Here is an 18,231-nt window from a genome sequence, read left to right on the forward strand (position 1 = left end):
AAGGTCGTTTGTTGACCCCGCCCTATAGATTAATACTGACCTGGATCAACGATTACAACCGGTCGTGCGAAGAGGAGGTCAGTACCCGCTTCCGGCATCTGCAAAACAACAACAACGAACATCAGAAATTTATAAGAATTCTGCTCCAGTCTTCAGCCGCTCCGCCGCGGCCGACCCATTCGAGGGTTCTTCATGGCTTCGCTACACAACAACAAACAGCGCTCCCTGCAGCACGGCCTGACGTCCCGTCAGGTCTCCATGATCTCCATTGCCGGCATCATCGGGGCCGGCCTGTTCATCGGTTCCTCCAACGCCATCGCCACCGCCGGCCCGGCCATCCTCATCTCCTACGCCATGACCGGCCTGCTGGTCTTGCTGGTGATGCGCATGCTGGGCGAAATGGCCATCGCCAACCCCAACAGCGGCTCGTTTTCCACCTATGCCTCCGAAGCCATCGGCCCTTGGGCGGGCTTTACCATCGGCTGGCTGTACTGGTGGTTCTGGGTACTGATCATTCCGGTCGAGGCCATTGCCGGCGCCGATATCCTGCATGCCTACTTCCCCGGTGTGCCGTCGTGGCTGTTCGCCTTCCTGATCATGCTGGTGCTGTCGGGCACCAACCTGATCAGCGTGAAGAACTTCGGGGCCTTCGAGTACTGGTTCGCGCTGGTCAAGGTGGTGGCGATCATTGCCTTCATCGTGGTCTGCAGCCTGGCGGTGTTCGGCGTCTGGCCGCTGGCCGAGGTGTCCGGGGTGAGCCGGCTGTGGGACAACGGTGGCTTCATGCCCAACGGTTTCGGCACCGTGCTCGGTGGCGTGCTGATCACCATCTTCTCGTTCTTCGGCGCCGAAATCGTCACCATTGCCGCTGACGAAACCGCCAACCCGAAAGACAAGATCCGCCGCGCCACCAACCTGGTGGTGTACCGCATCGCCATCTTCTACCTGGCGTCGATCTTCCTGGTGGTGTCGCTGGTGGCCTGGAACGACCCGGGGCTTAAAGCCGTGGGCTCGTTCCAGCGCGTGCTGGAAGTGCTGAACGTGCCGGGTGCCAAGCTGCTGGTGGATATCGTGGTGCTGGTGGCCGTGACCAGCTGCATGAACTCGGGCCTGTACACCGCGTCGCGCATGCTCTATTCGCTGGGCGCCCGTGGCCAGGCGCTGAGCGTTACCAAGCGTATCTCCGGTTCTGGCGTACCGACCGTGGCGGTCATTTTCTCGACCCTGGCCGGCTTTGCCGGGTGCTTCGTCAACTATGTGTTCCCGGGCAAGGTGTTCGGCTTCCTGCTGTCCACCACGGGTGCCATCGCCTTGCTGGTGTACCTGGTGATTGCCGTGTCGCAGCTGCGCATGCGTGCCCGTGCCGAGCGTGAAGGGCGGCCGCTGGAGCTGAAGATGTGGCTGTTCCCGTGGCTGACCTGGCTGGTGATCGGCACCATCGTCATGGTGCTGGGCTACATGCTGTTCAGCGATGCCTACCGCTACGAGACGCTGATGACTGCCGGAGTGACTGCATTCATCTTGCTGGTTTCGCTGACCCAGCGGGGCACCAAGGTGGTTGCCCAGACGGCCTGATGATTCTGCTTTAATGGGGGCGTTGCGCGCCCCCATTCGAACAAGCACAGGAAGCGTATGAACGACCACTCACTTTCTCTACAGGCACTCGCTGCACCCGACGGCACTTGCTACGGCTGCGGTTGCTCCCACCCCAGCGGCCTGCACCTGCAAAGCCACTGGGACGCCGACGGCATCCACCTGTTGTGCCGGCACGTGCCCGACAGCACCTTCACCGGCTGGCCCGGCCTGGTTTACGGCGGCCTGCTGGCGATGCTGGTCGACTGCCACTCCAACTGGACGGCGATGGCCTACCACTACCGTAACGAAGGCCGCGAGCCGGGTAGCCTGCCGCGTATCGACTGCGTTACCGGCACGCTCAACCTGACCTACCTGAAACCCACGCCGATGGGCGTCGAGCTGTTGCTCAAGGCGCGTGTGGAAGGCGAAGTAGGGCGTAAGAGCCGGGTGATCTGCGAAGTCTGGGCCGACGATGTGCTGACCGTGACCGCCGACTCGGTGTTCGTCCGTGTCGATACCGAAAAGCTCAAGCTCAAGGCTCACGGCCAAGCCTGACTGCCCGTGCTGACAAGTGGTCGGTGATGGTCAGCGGCCGGGGATGTCTCTAGAGTGAGAGGTTCACTCCCCCAGGCAAGGTTGATCATGACCGATCTCAGTGCTTTCCCTATTACCCGCAAGTGGCCCGCCAGGCACCCCGAGCGCCTGCAGCTGTATTCACTGCCGACGCCCAATGGCGTCAAGGTGTCGATCATGCTCGAAGAGATCGGCCTGGCCTATGAGCCGCACAAGGTCAGCTTCGACAACGATGATCAGCTGAGCCCCGAATTCATCTCGCTCAGCGCCAACAACAAGATCCCCGCCATCCTCGACCCCAATGGTCCGGGCGGCCAGCCGCTGCCGCTGTTCGAGTCCGGGGCCATCCTGCAGTACCTGGCGGAGAAGAGCGGCCAGTTGCTGAGCCAGGATCCGGCCCAGCGTTACCAGACCCTGCAGTGGCTGATGTTCCAGATGGGCGGCATCGGGCCGATGTTCGGCCAGGTGGGCTTCTTCCATTTCTTTGCTGGCAAGGAATACGAGGACAAACGCCCGCGGGACCGTTATGTCAACGAGTCCAAGCGCCTGCTCGGTGTGCTGGACCGGCATCTGAAAGGCCGGGAATGGATGGTCGACGAGTACAGCATTGCCGATATCGCGATCTTCCCGTGGGTGCGTAACCTGGTGGAGCGTTACAACGCCCGTGACCTGGTCGTCTTCGATCAGTTCAAGGAAGTGCAGCGGGTGCTGGCGGCGTTCCTTGAGCGGCCGGCGGTGCAGCGTGGTCTGAAAATCCCGGCTTGAACAGTTGGCACTGATCCTGTGGGAGCGGGCGTGTCGAACCGCCGCGAAGCAGGCACCGCGGTGCATGGCACCGGCTTTGCCGGTGTTCGCGGGCATGCCCGCTCCCACAGGGATGGAGTACAGATTCAGAAAATGTGGTGCAGTAGCCAGTACAGGCTGCCGGCCAACAGCATCGCTGCCGGCAAGGTCAGCACCCAGGCCATCAGCAGGTTGACCAGCGTGCGCTTCTGAATCCCCGACCCGTTGGCCACCATGGTCCCGGCCACCCCGGAACTCAGCACGTGGGTGGTCGACACCGGCAACCCGAACATGTCCGCCGCACCAATGGTGCACATTGCCACCACCTCGGCCGACGCACCCTGGGCATAGCTGAGATGGGTCTTGCCGATCTTCTCGCCTACCGTCACCACGATGCGCCGCCAGCCGACCATGGTCCCCAGCCCCAGTGCGATGGCCACGGCCACTTTCACCCACAGCGGGATGTAGCGGGTGGCGTCGTCCAGCTGGGTCTTGAGCAGCAGCACATGGCTGCGTGTGTCGGCATCGAACACCACCAGCTGGTTCTTCTCGATCAGGCGGATGGCTTCGCTGGTCAGGTACATGTCGTTGCGCACGTTGGCCATGGCCTCGGCCGGTACGCGCTTGAGCGAGCCATAACCTTTGACCTCTTCGCCGATCATGCCGGTCAGCGCCGCCAGCGCCGGTACCAGTTGCGGGCTGGCCTTGGGTTCGGCAATGAACGTGGTCAGCACCTGGCGCGGGTCGGCCGGCGCCGCTTGCGGGTCGTTGCGCACCAGTGCCTGGCGGGTTACCTCGGCGACGGCGGAAAACTGCAGGGCCTGCTCATTGGGCATGGTCTTGTTCAGTGCGTAAGCCATCGGCAGGGTGCCGACCAGAATCAGCATGATCAGGCCCATGCCTTTCTGGCCGTCGTTGGAACCGTGGGCAAAGGACACACCGGTGCAGGTCAGGATCAGCACGCCGCGGATCCACCACGGTGGTGGTGTCTGGCCTTCCGGCGCCTGGTACAGCGCCTTGCGCTTGACCAGCGCGCGCAGGGCCAGCAGCAACAGGGCAGCGCAGGCAAAGCCGATCAGTGGCGAGAACAGCAGGGCATAACCGACCTTGCTGGCCTGGGCCCAGTCCACGCCACTGGTACCGTCGCGTCCGTGCATCAGCGCGTTGGCCACGCCCACACCGATGATCGAACCGATCAGGGTGTGCGAGGAGGATGCCGGCAGGCCCAGCCACCAGGTGCCGAGGTTCCAGATGATCGCCGCCAGCAGCAGGGCGAAGACCATGGCGAAGCCGGCCGAGGAGCCGACCTGCAGAATCAGCTCCACCGGCAGCAAAGCGATGATGCCGAACGCTACCGCGCCGCTGGAAAGCAGCACGCCGAGGAAGTTGCACAGCCCGGACCACACCACGGCGACCGGTGCCGGCAAGGAGTGGGTGTAGATCACGGTGGCCACTGCATTGGCAGTGTCATGGAAGCCATTGACGAACTCGAAGCCCAGGGCAATCAGCAACGCCAGGCCCAGCAGCAGGAATGGCGTGACCGTGGTGATTGCCGTGCCGCTGGCCGTCACATCCTGCTTCAGGCTCCAGGCGGAGTAGGCAATGCCGGCCAGCAGCAGGCCGAAGAACAACACCAGGGTGGCACGCCCCGGCTTGTGGGCAAGCTGCGGGCGGGAGTCGCGTTGGGCCAGTTGCGGCTGGCTGGCCAGTGACGGGGTTGCCATGGGGGCTCCGGTTGGCGTGGGGCGAAGGTGCCGAAGGCCTTGAGCATAGAAACAATTCGTAACCCGGCCGTGACCTCGATCAATGATTTATCTAGGCTCAAGACGGACGGTAATGGCAGGAGAAACCGATGATTCGCTGCAAGCGTGTCTACGATGCGGTTGAGCAGGACGACGGCCAGCGCGTGCTGGTCGATCGGCTGTGGCCGCGTAACAAGCGCAAGGAAGACCTGCGCGGACAGTGGTTGCGCGAAGTTGCACCCTCGGATGAATTGCGCAAGGCGTTTCACCAGGGTGAAGTGGATTTCGCCGGTTTCACCCAGCGCTACCAGCAAGAGCTGGCGGCCCACCCAGAGCACTGGTACCCGCTGTTGGACTTGGCGGGGAAGGGCACTTTGACATTGCTTTATGCGGGCAAGGACACTGAACACAACAATGCCCGGGTGCTGGCGCAATGGCTGGAGGACGAACTGGACCGGCGTGGGCCTGGCAGTTCGCCCGTGTGCTACGCCCAATGATTGATATTCGTTTTACCGGCCCTGTCGCCGGCAAACCCAAGAGTTCGATATGTGATGCCCCTGAACCTAACCCCCGCCGACGACACCCACTGCACCTTCGCCCGCGACCTCACGCGCCGCGCCATGCTGCCGTACTACCGTGAATATGACCTGTTGTGGATCGAGCAAGCCTTCGACGAAGCCTGGGGCTGGCGCGAGCAGTGGCTGGTGACTGAAGGTGACACCGTGCTCGGCTTCTGCAGCCTCAGCCAGGACCGTCAGGCGCTGTTCATCCGCGAGTTGCACCTGCTACCCGAGCACCGTGGGCGTGGTGTCGGCAGCTGGGTGCTGGAGCAGTTGGCGCTGTGGGCCCGCCAGCGGCATCTGCCGCTGCTACGGCTGATGGTGTTTCGCAGCAACCCGGCGCGTGTGCTGTACCAGCGCCATGGCTTCGTCGAAATGGGTGAGGACGAATGCTTTGTGCGCATGCAGCGTACGATCGACTAATAGCGCAATGATGGCTTGTCGCGACTGGTGAGCATGGGCATAGTGAACTCAGGCGTTTACGGCTGCCTGCAGGCGGGTAGGCCGTACATGAGTGTGAACAGGGACAAGGAGCCTCCCATGAATGGAATCGGTCCGCGGCTGCGGGAAGAGCGTGAGCGTCTGGGGATGACCCAGCGCGTGTTTGGAGATATCGGCGGGGTCGAACCCAATGCCCAGGGCAAATACGAGAGTGGTGAACGCTCGCCGCGGGTCGATTACCTGGCGGCATTGGCGGCCAGGGGGGTGGATGCGCAATATGTGCTCAGCGGTATCCACACCCCGCTACCGCTTGAGGGGCTTAACGCCGATGAGTCCGGTTTGCTGAGGGCTTTCCGGCAGTTGTCGTGCGACGATCAGGCGGCACTCTGGCACCTGCTGCGGCGTTTGACCAACAACGACAAATCCCGGCAGACAGTGAGGCCGCTCTCGGTTGAACGTCAGGCGTTTCTTACGGAAGGAATGCGTTAGGCCCGCCGTGAAAAATTTTGTTAAGGTGGCGGGATCCAATCGCCCTGCTGACGAGGTGTGTGCTTGATTAGGGTCTTAGTGGTCGATGATCACGATCTGGTACGAACCGGTATTACCCGCATGCTGGCCGACATCGATGGCCTGCAGGTGGTGGGTGAGGGGGATTCGGGCGAATCGGCACTCAAGCTGGCCCGTGAGCTGAAGCCGGATGTGGTGCTGATGGATGTGAAAATGCCCGGCATCGGTGGCCTGGAGGCCACCCGCAAGCTGCTGCGCAGCCACCCGGACATCAAGGTGGTTGCCGTGACTGTGTGCGAGGAAGACCCATTCCCCACGCGCCTGCTGCAAGCCGGTGCCGCTGGCTACCTGACCAAGGGCGCCGGCCTTGACGAAATGGTCCAGGCCATACGCCTGGCCTTTGCCGGCCAGCGCTACATCAGCCCGCAGATCGCCCAGCAGCTGGCGCTGAAACCGTTCCAGCCACAGGGCTCGCCGTTCGATGCCTTGTCGGAGCGGGAAATCCAGATTGCCCTGATGATCGTCGGCTGCCAGAAAGTGCAGATCATCTCCGACAAGTTGTGCCTCTCGCCCAAGACCGTCAATACTTACCGTTATCGGATCTTTGAAAAACTCTCGGTCACCAGCGATGTCGAACTGACCTTGCTGGCCGTTCGCCACGGTATGGTCGACGCAAGCCTGTAAAACCTCATGTCCCAAGTTTTCGATGCCAGCGCATTCCTGGCGACCTGCAGTGGTCGCCCGGGCGTCTACCGGATGTTCGACGCCGAAGCCCGGTTGCTTTACGTGGGCAAGGCCAAGAACCTCAAGAAGCGCCTGGCCAGCTATTTCCGCAAGACCGGCCTGGCGCCCAAGACCGCCGCGCTGGTGGCGCGCATCGCCCAGGTCGAAACCACCATCACCGCCAACGAAACCGAGGCGCTGCTGCTGGAGCAGAACCTGATCAAGGAATGGCGGCCGCCGTACAACATCCTGCTGCGCGACGACAAATCCTACCCCTACGTGTTTCTTTCCGACGGCGAGTTCCCGCGGCTGGGTATTCACCGTGGGGCGAAGAAGGCCAAGGGCCGCTACTTTGGCCCGTACCCCAGTGCCGGGGCCATTCGTGAAAGCCTCAGCCTGCTGCAAAAGGCCTTTTCGGTGCGCCAGTGCGAAGACAGCTACTACGCCAACCGCACCCGGCCGTGCCTGCAGTACCAGATCAAGCGCTGCAAAGGGCCCTGCACGGGCCTGGTGACCGCCGAGGAATATGCCGAGGACGTGCGCCACTCGGTGATGTTCCTCGAAGGGCGTAGCCAGCAACTGGGCAACGAGCTCAATGCCGAAATGGAGAAGGCCGCCATGGCCCTCAATTTCGAAAGAGCCGCCGAGTTGCGCGACCAGATCGCCTTGCTGCGGCGGGTCCAGGACCAGCAGTACATCGAAGGCGGCAGCGGCGATGTCGATGTCATCGCCGCCTTCGTCAACCCCGGTGGCGCCTGCGTGCACCTGATCAGCGTGCGCGGCGGGCGGGTGCTGGGCAGCAAGAACTTCTTCCCCCAGGTGGGCATCGAGGAGGAGGTGGCCGAAGTGATGGCCGCGTTCCTCTCCCAGTACTACCTGGGCAATGCCGAGCGCGAACTGCCGGGCGAGCTGATCGTCAACGTGGTGCACGAAGACTTCGAAGCCATCACTGAAGCGCTGCACACGCTGCGCGGCCGCGAGCTGACCATCAGCCACCGGGTACGCGGTACCCGCGCCCGCTGGCAGCAACTGGCGGTAACCAACGCCGAGCAGGCGCTCAATGCCCGCCTGGCCAACCGCCAGCACATGGCCGCACGTTTCGAGGCCCTGGCCGAGGTGCTGAAGCTGGACGAGGTGCCGCAGCGCCTGGAGTGTTACGACATCAGCCATTCCAGCGGCGAGGCCACGGTGGCCAGCTGCGTGGTGTTCGGCCCCGAAGGCCCGCTCAAGTCTGACTACCGCCGCTTCAACATCGAAGGCGTCACCGCTGGTGACGACTATGCCGCCATGCACCAGGCCCTGACCCGCCGTTACGGGCGCATCAAGGACGGCGAGGGCAAGTTGCCAGACGTGCTGCTGGTGGACGGCGGCAAAGGCCAGTTGAACATGGCTCGTGACGTGATGCAGGAGCTGGGCTTCAGCGACCTGACCCTGCTTGGCGTGGCCAAGGGCGTGACGCGCAAGGCCGGTTTCGAAACCCTGTACCTGAACGACGTGCACCACGAGTTCACCCTCAAGGGTGACTCACCGGCCCTGCACCTGATCCAGCAGATCCGCGACGAAGCCCACCGTTTCGCCATCACCGGCCACCGCGCCCGCCGTGGCAAGGCCCGCCGGGTGTCCAGCCTGGAGGATGTGGCCGGGGTAGGGCCCAAGCGCCGGCGCGACCTGCTGAAACATTTCGGCGGCCTGCAGGAGCTCAATCGCGCCAGTATCGATGAAATCGCCAAAGCACCCGGCATCAGTAAAAAGCTTGCCGAGTCGATTTATGCCAGCCTGCATAGCGAGTAGAATGCGGGCTCAACTTGCGGCCAGTCGTACCGATGAATATTCCAAACCTGCTCACCGTTCTACGCGTCCTGCTCATCCCGATCTTCATCCTGCTGTTCTATATGCCCTACCACTGGAGCTACATGGCCGCCAGCAGTGTGTTCGCCGTTGCCGCCGCCACCGACTGGCTGGACGGCTACCTGGCGCGTCGCCTGCAGCAGAGCACGCCGTTCGGTGCCTTCCTCGACCCTGTGGCTGACAAGCTGATGGTGGCGGTGGCCCTGGTGCTGCTGGTGCAGACCCACGCCAACTTCTGGCTGACCTTGCCGGCCGCGGTAATCATCGGCCGCGAGATCGTGGTGTCGGCGCTGCGCGAGTGGATGGCCGAACTGGGCGCCCGGGCGCATGTGGCGGTGTCCAACCTTGGCAAGTGGAAAACCGCGGCGCAGATGCTGGCGCTGGTGATTCTGCTGGGCAACCCGCCGGCGGTGACCTTCTGGGTAATCCTCGGCTACGCGCTGCTGCTGGTGGCGGCGGGGCTGACCCTGTGGTCGATGGTGCACTACCTGCTGGCCGCCTGGCCGCACCTGCGCGAAGGCTCGGAGCAGAAATAAAAGTTTTTTGAATCAAGGGGTTGACGCTGTTTTAGAAATCGCTAGAATGGCACCCATCACGACGCGGGAATAGCTCAGTTGGTAGAGCACGACCTTGCCAAGGTCGGGGTCGCGAGTTCGAGTCTCGTTTCCCGCTCCAGATTAAAGATTTGCAGACTTTCTTTTTTGTCTGCAAGTTGTGAAAAAAGGGCATGCGCACGCTGCGTAAAGTCTGGCAATCTGCCAGAGCCCGTCAAGAGAATGCCCCGTATCGAAAGATACGGGGCATTTTTCGTTATGGGCTGCATCCAGGGAGAGTCCCGCAGCCAGGCCACAGTCGCCCCTGAGTGGCTAAGCTTGATCTATCGCCAGAGCCTTCTACCCACAGCGTGAAAGGAGGTGTTTGATGCAACTCATCGCTCAGAAAATCGACAAGCCAGAATCGACGAACTTCATTTTTGGCCAGACGCACTTCATCAAGTCCGTCGAGGACATCCATGAAGCGCTGGTAAATGCGGTGCCAGGTATTCAGTTTGGCCTGGCCTTCTGTGAAGCGTCCGGCGAACACCTGGTGCGCTGGTCTGGCACCGATACCGCGATGATCGAGCTTGCCCAGAAAAATGCACAAAACATTGCGGCTGGCCATAGTTTCATCATTTTTCTTGGTGATGGATTCTATCCACTGAATGTGCTGAACACCGTCAAGCTGGTTCCAGAGGTGTGCTGCATTTTTTGTGCGACAGCCAATCCGGTAGAAGTGATTCTCGCCGAGACGGAACAGGGGCGAGCAGTCCTGGGGGTAGTGGACGGGGTTCGCGCCACTGACATTGAAGATGATGAAGGCATTGTGTGGCGCAAGGGCTTGTTACGACAGATCGGCTACAAATTGTGAGTTGCCGCGCGGGTACGCGTGAGCGGTGCCCGCAGGGGTAACAGCATCAGGACGATGCTGTCGGCAGGTTTGCACCGAGAGCATCGTCTTTCAGATGTTGCCCCTTTGATTGGACGTGTCGTCAAACACCAGGCCGCATCAACGGCTCAGTACCTGACCTCCACCCCCACGTACGCGCCAATCCCATCCCCCGGCCAGAACGACGCAGTATCCTGCCCGCGCGCGTTGTACACCGGCGTCACCGCCGTCACGTACGCCTTGTTCGCCAGGTTCTTCAGGTCCAGCGACACCTTCCAGTTGCCCTTCGGCGCCTCATACCCCAGGTTCGCTCCCCAGATGGTGTACGACGGCGCATACAGGGTATTGGCATAGTCCACTGCCGTACGCGAGGCTGACTGTACGTTGACGCCGGTGTACCAGCCGCTGTGGTCCTGGTACTGCAGTTCACCCTGGTAGATGTGCTTGGGCACGCCCGGCAACTGGTTGTCGCCGAAGGTGTCGTCATGCCGGTAGTAGAAGTCGTTGTAGGTGTACACCTGGCGCCAGCGGACCAGGTCGCCCTGAGGGTTTACCCAAAGGCGGGTGTTGAGGCCGGCTTCGACACCCTGATGGATGGTTGGCGAGGCGTTGAAGGCGCCGGTGACCGCTGCCGACGATGACGTGGCGGGGATGATCTGCACGTTCAGCAGCTCGTCGTGGATCCACGAGCGGTACAGGGCCAGGCTGCCATCGAAGATGCCGTGCGAGCCCTTGATACCGACCTCGAAGGTGTTGGCCTTCTGCTCCACCAACGGGCGGATGTAAGGCAGGGTCGGGCCGGAGCCCGAGTACTCCCAGGAAGCAGGCGGGTCGATGCTGCGGCTGAAGTTGGTGAATACCTGCAGGTTCGGGCTGAACTCGTAGCGCAGGCCGATGCGCGGAGCGATGCTCCAGTTGTCGTAGTCCACGTGCTGCGGGAAGTTGGTGGTGTTGGGGTTCACCGCGTGGTCGATGTTGATCTTGCGCCGCACGTTGATGAACGACACGCCGCTGGTGAGCCAGAGGTTGTCGACCAGGTTGAGGTCGTTGCCCAGGGCGATCACCCGGTCGAACGAGTCCTTGTAGTTGACCTGCTTGAGCGACACTTTGTCGTCGTTGGCCGAGTTCACCCCGCCACGCAGGTGCTGGGTGGCGGTGACGGCGATGTTGCTGCGGCTTTCGTGGCCGAACAGGTAGTCGACCCGGTCATAGCCCAGCAACAGGCCGAGGTCGTGCCAGTCCCAGTAACTGGGATTGCTCGGGCTGCGTGGGCTGTTGGTATGGCGATAGTCGTGATACGACAGGCCGAAGGTCAGCCGTGCATCGTCGTCAAAGGTATAAGTGGTCTTGCTGCCCACCCAGATGCTGCCCGGGCGGCGCGCACCGGCACCGCTGCTCTCGGCGGTGGCGCTGGCGCGGCGCGGGTGGTGCAGTGCGGCGTTGAGGGTGGTGGCGCTGGGGTCGTTGTGGGTTTCATCGCGGTAGCGCAGCAGCAGGCGGGTTTCCAGCTTGGGGCTGAAGCGGTAGCCGGCATTGGCAACGATGCCCGAGCTCTTCGACAGGCTGTAGTCGCGATAACCCTCGTTGCGGTAGTTGTCGGCTTGCAGGTAGTAGTCCAGGTCGCCCTCGACCCCACCGTAGCTGATGCTCTGTTTCTGGTAGTGGTAGCTGCCGGCTTCGGCGCGCACGCGCAGGCCAGGGGCGCTGTAGCCGCTGTGGTTGACGAAGTTGACCGCGCCACCGAGGGTCAGCGCGCCATACTGGAAGGCATTGGCGCCGCGCAGGATCTCGGTGTAGTTCACGCCGCTGGCGTTAAGGAATTCGTAGGGTGTGCCGCCAGGGCCGGTCAGCGGCAGGCCGTCGAACAGGAACTTGATGCCTTCACGGAAGTAGCCGGGCGAGGTGTTGGCACCGGAGCCGCGGATCGAGATCTTCGCCGCGTCGTTGCCGCCGGTGGACTGCACGAATACGCCGGGCTGGTAGCCAAGGGTGTCCTGCAGGGTGGCAGTGCGGCCCTTGGCGACCTCTTCACTGTCGACCACGCTGGTGCCGCCGGGCACCTCGGCCAGGGCGCTGGCGGCCTGTTGCACTTCGGATTGCTTGGCGGCCTGCACGGTTACCGTGCCGAGGGTCTGGTCAGCGGCCAGTACCGTGACCGGGGCCAGCAGGGCCGTGGCCGCGGTGGCCAGGGCGGCGTGGCGGATGGCCAGGCGCAGTGGGTGGGGTTGAATCGCACGCATCGTTGAATTCCTTGAAAGTCATCGTAGATCCTCGGCGTTCTATGGGAATAGTCAGGCCTGTCGGAATGGGTGAGAGCAGTTTCTGTGCCAGCTGGCGAAAGGCCGGAAGTTTGGGGGTATGGCCAAAGTTTTAGTGTGAAGTGCTGAATAAAAAAGCAAATTTTGTTGCGCCCCTGTTGTTTGCGGAACAGTGCAGGTTATATACAAATATCCGAATGCTATGGCGCAACCTGGGGGAGCGGCTTTAGCCGCGAACACCGGCGCAGCCGGTGCCATGCAACGCGTTGGATTCTTCGCGGCTAAAGCCGCTCCCACAGGGGACGCGGATTGATTGCAATTTCAGTTATTTACGCGACAGCGCAGCCCACAGGGTTGGATGTTGTCAGCGCAACAGGGATGAAACAGTTTGTATGGTTAATGCGTCAGGCCGTTTGAACTAACCTCAATGAATGCGCAGTGTTAGCGCTGGCACGACAACTGCAATAGCCCTTTATGTAGCCGTCTATATAAAGGGCCCCTTGTGCAGCTGAATTGCCGATTATTCAATACATGCCTGGTGGCCAGTGCGCTGTTAGTTGCCGCCTGCCCACCCGCCACGTCCGCGCAGAGCCAGGCGCTGCTCAAGGGCGAAGCGCTCAGCGAAGTGAACGGCGTGATGCGCTACCCGGTCAGCGATTTCGTCGAGCAGCAGCCCGGCAAGCGCGGTGGCACCCTGCGCGTGTCGGCAGCGACCGACGCCGGCAGCTTCGATATCCACGCGCTGTCCAATGGCAACATGCAGTGGATGGGCCGCATCCTGTTCGATTGCCTGGTGTACCAGGCCGAGGACGGCACCCTCACGCCGTGGCTGGCGAAAAGCTGGGACATCAGCGCCGACGGCCTGACCTACACCTTCCACCTGCGTGACGACGTCACGTTCAGCGATGGCGAGCACTTCAACGCCGAGGCCGTGCGGGTCAACCTCGAACACATGCGTGACCCGACGACCAAGTCGCCACTGGCCGCCGCCTATATCGCGCCGTACCTGCAGGGACGGGTGGTGGACGAATACACCTTCGAGGCGACCCTGCGTGCGCCCTATGCGCCGTTTCTGGATGTGCTGTCGCAAGCCTGGCTGGGGATGATCTCGCCGCGGCAGATCCTCGAAGCGCCGAAGACCATCGCCAGTCAGCCCATCGGCACCGGGCCTTTCGTGCTGACCGGCTGGGTGCGCGACCAGCGTGCCAGCTTTGTCCGTCGCCCGGGATACGACTGGGCGCCGCCAGCGATCAACCACCAGGGCGAGGCGTATCTGGACGGCATCGAGTTGAGCTACGTGCCTGAAGCGATGATCCGCTACACCTCGCTGGAAGCCGCCGACAACGACATGGCCCTGGACGCACCGGCGCAGAATGCCGCAGCGATCCGCGCCAACCCGCAGCTGACCCTGCGCAACCGCATTCGCAAGGGCAACCCGTCGCGTAGCATCACCTTCAATGTCGAGCGTGTGCCGTTCGATGACGTGCGGGTGCGTCAGGCCATGGCCAAGGCCATCGACCGTGATGGCCTGGCGTGGATCTCCGGCTTCGGCGAGTACCTGGCCAAGGGGGATTTCCTGGCCGTGAATACGCCCGGCTATGACCCGGTGGCCCGCGATGCCTTGGCCTTCGACCCGGCCGAAGCCGGGCGCCTGCTCGACGCTGCCGGCTGGACCGGCCGTGACACCGAAGGCTATCGCACCCGTGGTGACCAGCGCCTCGGGGCGACCTTGCTGACCTATGACAACCCGGCGTTCCCGGCCAATGTCTCGGTGGCAGCCCAGGCGGACCTGCGCAAGGTCGGCTTCGACCTGCGCATCGAGTTGCTGCCGCTCAGCAAGGTCATGGAGCTGCGTTACCGCGGTGACTTCGACGCCATCGGCGGCGGCTATTGGCACACCAACACGGCCGATGGCCTGTTCATCCTCTACCACAGTCAATCCATCCCCAGCGCACGAATGATCGGCCAGAACGTCGGCCACTTCCGTGACGCCACCCTCGACCGGTTGCTTGGCGACGCCCGGCGCAGCACCGACCCGAAACAACGCCGCGAACTGTATCGCCAGGCCCAGCAACGCCTGGGCGAGACCGTGCCGGCCGTGCCTTCGGTGGAAAGCCAGATGCTGCTGGCCTACCGCAACGCAATCGGCGGCGTGCTGTTCGATGGTTCGCACAATGTTCCCCTGTTCACCAGCGTATGGCTGGCAAAGGAGCAACCATGAAGCTGCTGTCGATCTTGCTGCGCCGCCTGCGTGACGGTGTGATAGTGCTCTGGGCGGCGGCCAGCCTGACTTTCCTCGGAATGCAGCACAGTGGTGGCGACACCGCCCTGGCGATCCTCGGCGGCCCGGATGCCATGCCGAGCGAAGCGCTGCTGGCCCAGGTGCGTGCCGAGTACGGCCTCGATCAACCGCTGTGGGTGCAGTACGGCCACTACCTGGCGCGCCTGGCCAAGGGCGACCTGGGCGAGTCGTACCGGTTGCGCATACCGGTCAGCCAGGCGATTGGCGAGCAGGCTGCCGCGACCCTGGCTTTGGCCAGCAGCGCGGCGGTGCTGGCAGTGCTGCTGGCGGTAGCCTCGGCGCTGCTCACCGCCAACCGTGGGCGGCGTTTGCGGGCGGTGGTGTCGGGCATCGAGCTGTTGCTGTCATCGGCGCCCAACTTCGTGATCGGCACGCTGCTGCTGTTGGCCTTCGCGTTCTACTTCCATTGGTTGCCGCCGTCCGGGTCCAGCGGTTGGCGCTCGCTGGTACTCCCGAGCCTGGCCCTGGCGCTGCCGATCGCAGCGGTGCTTGCCCAGGTGTTGCGCCAGGCGCTGGAGCAGGTGCTGGAACAACCCTTCATCACCCAGGCCCGTGCCCGTGGCATGGGCGATATCGCTGTGCGTCTGCGCCATGCCCTGCGTCATGCCCTGGTGCCGCTGGTGACCCTGGCCGGCTACGTGTTTGCCAGCCTGCTCGGCGGTGCCGTGGTGCTGGAACTGCTGTTCGGCCGTCAAGGCATTGGCCGTTTGATGCTCGACGCTACCGCCACCAAGGACGTGCCACTGGTGCTCGGCGTCACCCTGCTGGCGGCAGCGATCTACGTGCTGGTCAACCTGCTGGTGGACCTGGCGACCCAGGCCATCGACCCGCGCACCGCACGCTCCTGAATTCACCTGAAAGGAACCATCATGAGTCAAACCACGATTACCGATGCCGAGCTGGACGCGCGTTTTGCGCCGATCTACGCGCGTATCGCCGAAGGCGCGGTGGCCCGCGAGCAGCAGCGCACCCTGGCCCATGAGCCGGTGGCCTGGCTACGCGAAGCCCGTTTCGGCGCCCTGCGCGTGCCGCGCAGCCACGGTGGCTCAGGCGCAACCTTGCCGCAGTTGCTGCGCCAACTGGTGCGTCTGGGGCAGGCCGACTCCAACCTGCCGCAGATTTTCCGCGCCCACTTCGGCTTCGTCGAAGGGCGGCTGTCGTCCGGCGACGCCGCCTCTCAGGACTACTGGTTCGCCCGCGTGGTCGCCGGTGAACTGTGGGGCGCGGCCATGGCCGAACGCACCGACAGTACCGGCAATTCCGTGCAGTTGAGCGAAGACGAGGGCGGATACCGCCTGGACGGCGAAAAGTACTACTGCACGGGCACGTTGTACGCCGATTGGGTGGCAGCAGTGGCCAACCATGGCGACGACTTTGTCAGCCTCGTGGTGCCGACCGGTGCGCCGGGCGTGGAGCGGGTCGATGACTGGGACGGCTTCGGCCAGCGCCTGACCGGCAGTGGCACCACCCGTTTCACCCGGGTCAGCGTGCAGCCGCAGCACCTGCTGCGCCGTTTTGCCAAGGGCGAGTTGCGCGCCGAATCCTACCTCACCGCGTTCTACCAGGCGGTGCACCTGGCCACCCTGGCGGGCATCGGCCGTGCAGTGCTGGCCGATGCCGTAGCGTTCGTCCAGGGCCGCACCCGTGCCTTTGGTGTGCCGGGGCAGTCGCAGCCGGCCGCAGACCCGCGGGTGCAAGCGGTTATCGGTCGCCTGTCGAGCCTGGCCTTCGCCGCTGATGCGCAAGTCACCGCCGTGGGCCAGAGCCTGCAGGCGGTGTACGAAGCCGGGCAGCAGGGTGAGGTGGCCGAGCAGCTTTACACCGACGCCGAGATCCACGCCTTTCAGGCGCAGCAGATCGTCCTGCCGCAAGTGCTGGAAGCGAGCACCTTGCTGTTCGAAGTCGGCGGCGCATCGGCCACCAGCAATGCCCGGCGCCTCGACCGCCATTGGCGCAATGCCCGGACCCTGGCTTCGCACAACCCGGCGATCTACCGCGAGCAGGCGTTGGGCAACTACTACCTCAATGGCATCAGCCCGGCCCAGGCCTGGCGCGCCCTTCACGCCAGCGCCAGCGAAGGGCAGGGCAGCGGCGACGAAGCCAGTGCAGTCTGATCAGGAGAACCGCCATGACCACGAAACAGATGAGCCTGGGCATGAACATCCTCGGCTTCGGCTCGCATTCCGGCGCCTGGCGCCAGGGTGAGGCGGCAATCGACGCCTATATCGACGTCAACTATTACCGCGATATCGCGCGTATTTCCGAGCGCGGCTGCCTGGATGCGATCTTCCTTGCCGATGGCCCGGCGTTGCCGCCGGATGTGTCCGCCCAGCCGGGCGGGCGCCTGGAGCCGACCGTGCTGCTCACCGCAGTGGCGGCCGCCACCGAGCGCATCGGCGTGATCGCGACCTGCTCCAGCACCTACAACGAACCCTTCAACCTGGCCCGGCGAATCGCCTCGCTGGACCATATCAGCGGCGGCCGAGCGGCCTGGAATGTGGTGACCAATGCCGGTGATGCGGCAGCACAGAACTTCGGCCTGGCGGGTGCGCCGCTGCATGTGGACCGTTACGGACGGGCCGAGGAATTCGTCGACGTGACCCTGAAACTTTGGGACAGCTGGGAGGAGGACGCGATCATCGGTGACCGCAGCACCGGCCGTTTTGCCGACCCGGCCAAGGTCCACACCCTGGATTTCAAGGGCAAGCACTTTCAGGTCAAGGGGCCGCTGAACCTGCCGCGTTCGCCGCAGGGCAGGCCGGTACTGGTGCAGGCCGGCTCTTCCGAAGGTGGCAAGGCACTCGGTTCACGCTATGCCGATGCGATCTTCACCACTCAGACCACCCTGGCCGACGGGCAGGCGTTCTATCGGGAAATGAAGGCGCGGGCCAAAGCCTGGGGCCGTGACCCGCAGCACCTGAAGATCATGCCCGGCCTGTCGACCGTGATCGGCAGCACCGAGGCCGAGGCCCATGCACGCTTCGACGAACTCAATGCCTGGCATGGCGAGCACGGCCTGTTGCAGCAGGTGGCGGGGCGTATCGGCATCGATGTCAGCGAGCTGGACCCGGATGCGCCATTGCCATGGGAACGGATTGGCGCGGTGGCGGATTTCGAGCGCGGGTCGCATGGTTTTCTGGAGGCTCAGTTGAACCTGGCGCGCAGTGAGAACCTGACCATTCGCCAGCTGTCGCGGCGGATTCTGGTCGGGCACCGGTTGGCCGTCGGTACCCCGGAACAGGTTGCCGATACCTTGGCCGAGTGGTTTCTGGCAGGGGCGGGGGATGGTTTCAACATCATGCCCGACATGTTCCCGTCAGGTGCTCGGGTGTTCGTCGAAGAGGTGGTACCGCTGCTGCAGAAGCGCGGGTTGTTCCGCACCGAATACACCGGCACCACCTTGCGCGATCACCTGGGATTGCCGAAAGCAGCGAACCAGTTTGCACAAGCCCGGCGCGAGACCGCACGGGCTGTCTGAGGGCTGCCGCCCAGAC

16 protein-coding genes and 1 tRNA gene are annotated in these 18,231 nt (G+C 63.4%); 15 read left to right on the plus strand and 2 right to left on the minus strand.

Annotation, left to right across the window (positions count from 1 at the left end; genetic code table 11):
- Positions 1-192 precede the first annotated feature (192 nt).
- The 3 genes from J5M71_RS06935 to J5M71_RS06945 all read left to right on the plus strand — a co-directional run bounded on the left by J5M71_RS06935 (position 193) and on the right by J5M71_RS06945 (position 2,913).
- A complete protein-coding gene (locus tag J5M71_RS06935) occupies positions 193-1,575 on the plus strand; it encodes an amino acid permease (RefSeq protein ID WP_207831041.1) in 1,383 nt (460 codons plus the stop codon).
- Positions 1,576-1,632: 57 nt separating this feature from the next.
- Entirely contained in the window at positions 1,633-2,130 is a 498-nt protein-coding gene (locus tag J5M71_RS06940; protein WP_063912661.1) for a PaaI family thioesterase, read from the plus strand.
- Positions 2,131-2,217: 87 nt separating this feature from the next.
- Complete coding sequence (locus J5M71_RS06945) at positions 2,218-2,913, plus strand: glutathione S-transferase N-terminal domain-containing protein (RefSeq protein WP_207831042.1); 696 nt, start codon at positions 2,218-2,220, stop codon at positions 2,911-2,913.
- A 125-nt stretch (positions 2,914-3,038) separates the two neighbouring features.
- Here J5M71_RS06945 and J5M71_RS06950 read toward each other — a convergent pair whose 3' ends face one another.
- Positions 3,039-4,655 (minus strand): inorganic phosphate transporter, encoded by a 1,617-nt coding sequence (locus tag J5M71_RS06950; RefSeq protein WP_207831045.1) that lies wholly within the window; start codon positions 4,653-4,655, stop codon positions 3,039-3,041.
- A 128-nt stretch (positions 4,656-4,783) separates the two neighbouring features.
- Between J5M71_RS06950 and J5M71_RS06955 the strand changes: the two genes are divergently transcribed.
- The 8 genes from J5M71_RS06955 to J5M71_RS06990 all read left to right on the plus strand — a co-directional run bounded on the left by J5M71_RS06955 (position 4,784) and on the right by J5M71_RS06990 (position 10,159).
- Complete coding sequence (locus J5M71_RS06955; RefSeq protein ID WP_063912658.1) at positions 4,784-5,170, plus strand: DUF488 family protein; 387 nt, start codon at positions 4,784-4,786, stop codon at positions 5,168-5,170.
- Between the two features lie 54 nt (positions 5,171-5,224).
- Positions 5,225-5,656 (plus strand): GNAT family N-acetyltransferase, encoded by a 432-nt coding sequence (locus tag J5M71_RS06960; protein WP_207831047.1) that lies wholly within the window; start codon positions 5,225-5,227, stop codon positions 5,654-5,656.
- A gap of 117 nt (positions 5,657-5,773) precedes the next feature.
- Positions 5,774-6,163, plus strand: a complete 390-nt coding sequence (locus J5M71_RS06965; RefSeq protein WP_207831049.1) for a helix-turn-helix domain-containing protein — start codon at positions 5,774-5,776, stop codon at positions 6,161-6,163.
- Positions 6,164-6,226: 63 nt separating this feature from the next.
- Positions 6,227-6,865: a UvrY/SirA/GacA family response regulator transcription factor gene (gene uvrY / locus J5M71_RS06970; protein ID WP_003251380.1), complete on the plus strand. Its 639-nt coding sequence runs from the start codon at positions 6,227-6,229 to the stop codon at positions 6,863-6,865.
- 6 nt (positions 6,866-6,871) lie between these two features.
- Positions 6,872-8,695, plus strand: coding sequence for an excinuclease ABC subunit UvrC (gene uvrC / locus J5M71_RS06975; protein WP_207831051.1), 1,824 nt, complete (start codon positions 6,872-6,874; stop codon positions 8,693-8,695).
- Positions 8,696-8,727: 32 nt separating this feature from the next.
- Positions 8,728-9,288: a CDP-diacylglycerol--glycerol-3-phosphate 3-phosphatidyltransferase gene (gene pgsA / locus J5M71_RS06980; protein WP_039613116.1), complete on the plus strand. Its 561-nt coding sequence runs from the start codon at positions 8,728-8,730 to the stop codon at positions 9,286-9,288.
- A gap of 63 nt (positions 9,289-9,351) precedes the next feature.
- A tRNA-Gly gene (locus J5M71_RS06985) sits at positions 9,352-9,427 on the plus strand.
- A 246-nt stretch (positions 9,428-9,673) separates the two neighbouring features.
- Positions 9,674-10,159: an adenosine-specific kinase gene (locus tag J5M71_RS06990; protein WP_207831053.1), complete on the plus strand. Its 486-nt coding sequence runs from the start codon at positions 9,674-9,676 to the stop codon at positions 10,157-10,159.
- 146 nt (positions 10,160-10,305) lie between these two features.
- Here the strand turns inward: J5M71_RS06990 and J5M71_RS06995 are convergent, their stop codons facing one another.
- The gene (locus J5M71_RS06995) at positions 10,306-12,417 is read right to left on the minus strand and encodes a TonB-dependent receptor (protein ID WP_207831055.1); all 2,112 of its coding nucleotides are present in this window, start codon (positions 12,415-12,417) and stop codon (positions 10,306-10,308) included.
- 655 nt (positions 12,418-13,072) lie between these two features.
- On the opposite strand from J5M71_RS06995, the gene J5M71_RS07000 reads away from it, so the two are divergent.
- Genes J5M71_RS07000 through J5M71_RS07015 form a run of 4 tightly spaced genes read left to right on the plus strand, consistent with a single transcriptional unit; the run spans position 13,073 to position 18,215 of the window.
- The gene (locus tag J5M71_RS07000) at positions 13,073-14,656 is read left to right on the plus strand and encodes an ABC transporter substrate-binding protein (RefSeq protein ID WP_207831282.1); all 1,584 of its coding nucleotides are present in this window, start codon (positions 13,073-13,075) and stop codon (positions 14,654-14,656) included.
- A complete protein-coding gene (locus J5M71_RS07005) occupies positions 14,653-15,585 on the plus strand; it encodes an ABC transporter permease (protein WP_063912652.1) in 933 nt (310 codons plus the stop codon). Before J5M71_RS07000 ends, J5M71_RS07005 begins: the two co-directional genes overlap by 4 nt.
- A gap of 21 nt (positions 15,586-15,606) precedes the next feature.
- On the plus strand, positions 15,607-16,851 hold the full coding sequence (locus J5M71_RS07010) for an acyl-CoA dehydrogenase family protein (protein WP_207831057.1): 1,245 nt from the start codon (positions 15,607-15,609) through the stop codon (positions 16,849-16,851).
- Positions 16,852-16,865: 14 nt separating this feature from the next.
- Positions 16,866-18,215: an LLM class flavin-dependent oxidoreductase gene (locus tag J5M71_RS07015; protein WP_207831059.1), complete on the plus strand. Its 1,350-nt coding sequence runs from the start codon at positions 16,866-16,868 to the stop codon at positions 18,213-18,215.
- The last annotated feature ends 16 nt before the right edge of the window (positions 18,216-18,231 follow it).

It is taken from the genome of Pseudomonas sp. 43(2021) (assembly GCF_017490805.1).
In the GTDB taxonomy this organism is placed as follows: Bacteria; Pseudomonadota; Gammaproteobacteria; order Pseudomonadales; family Pseudomonadaceae; genus Aquipseudomonas.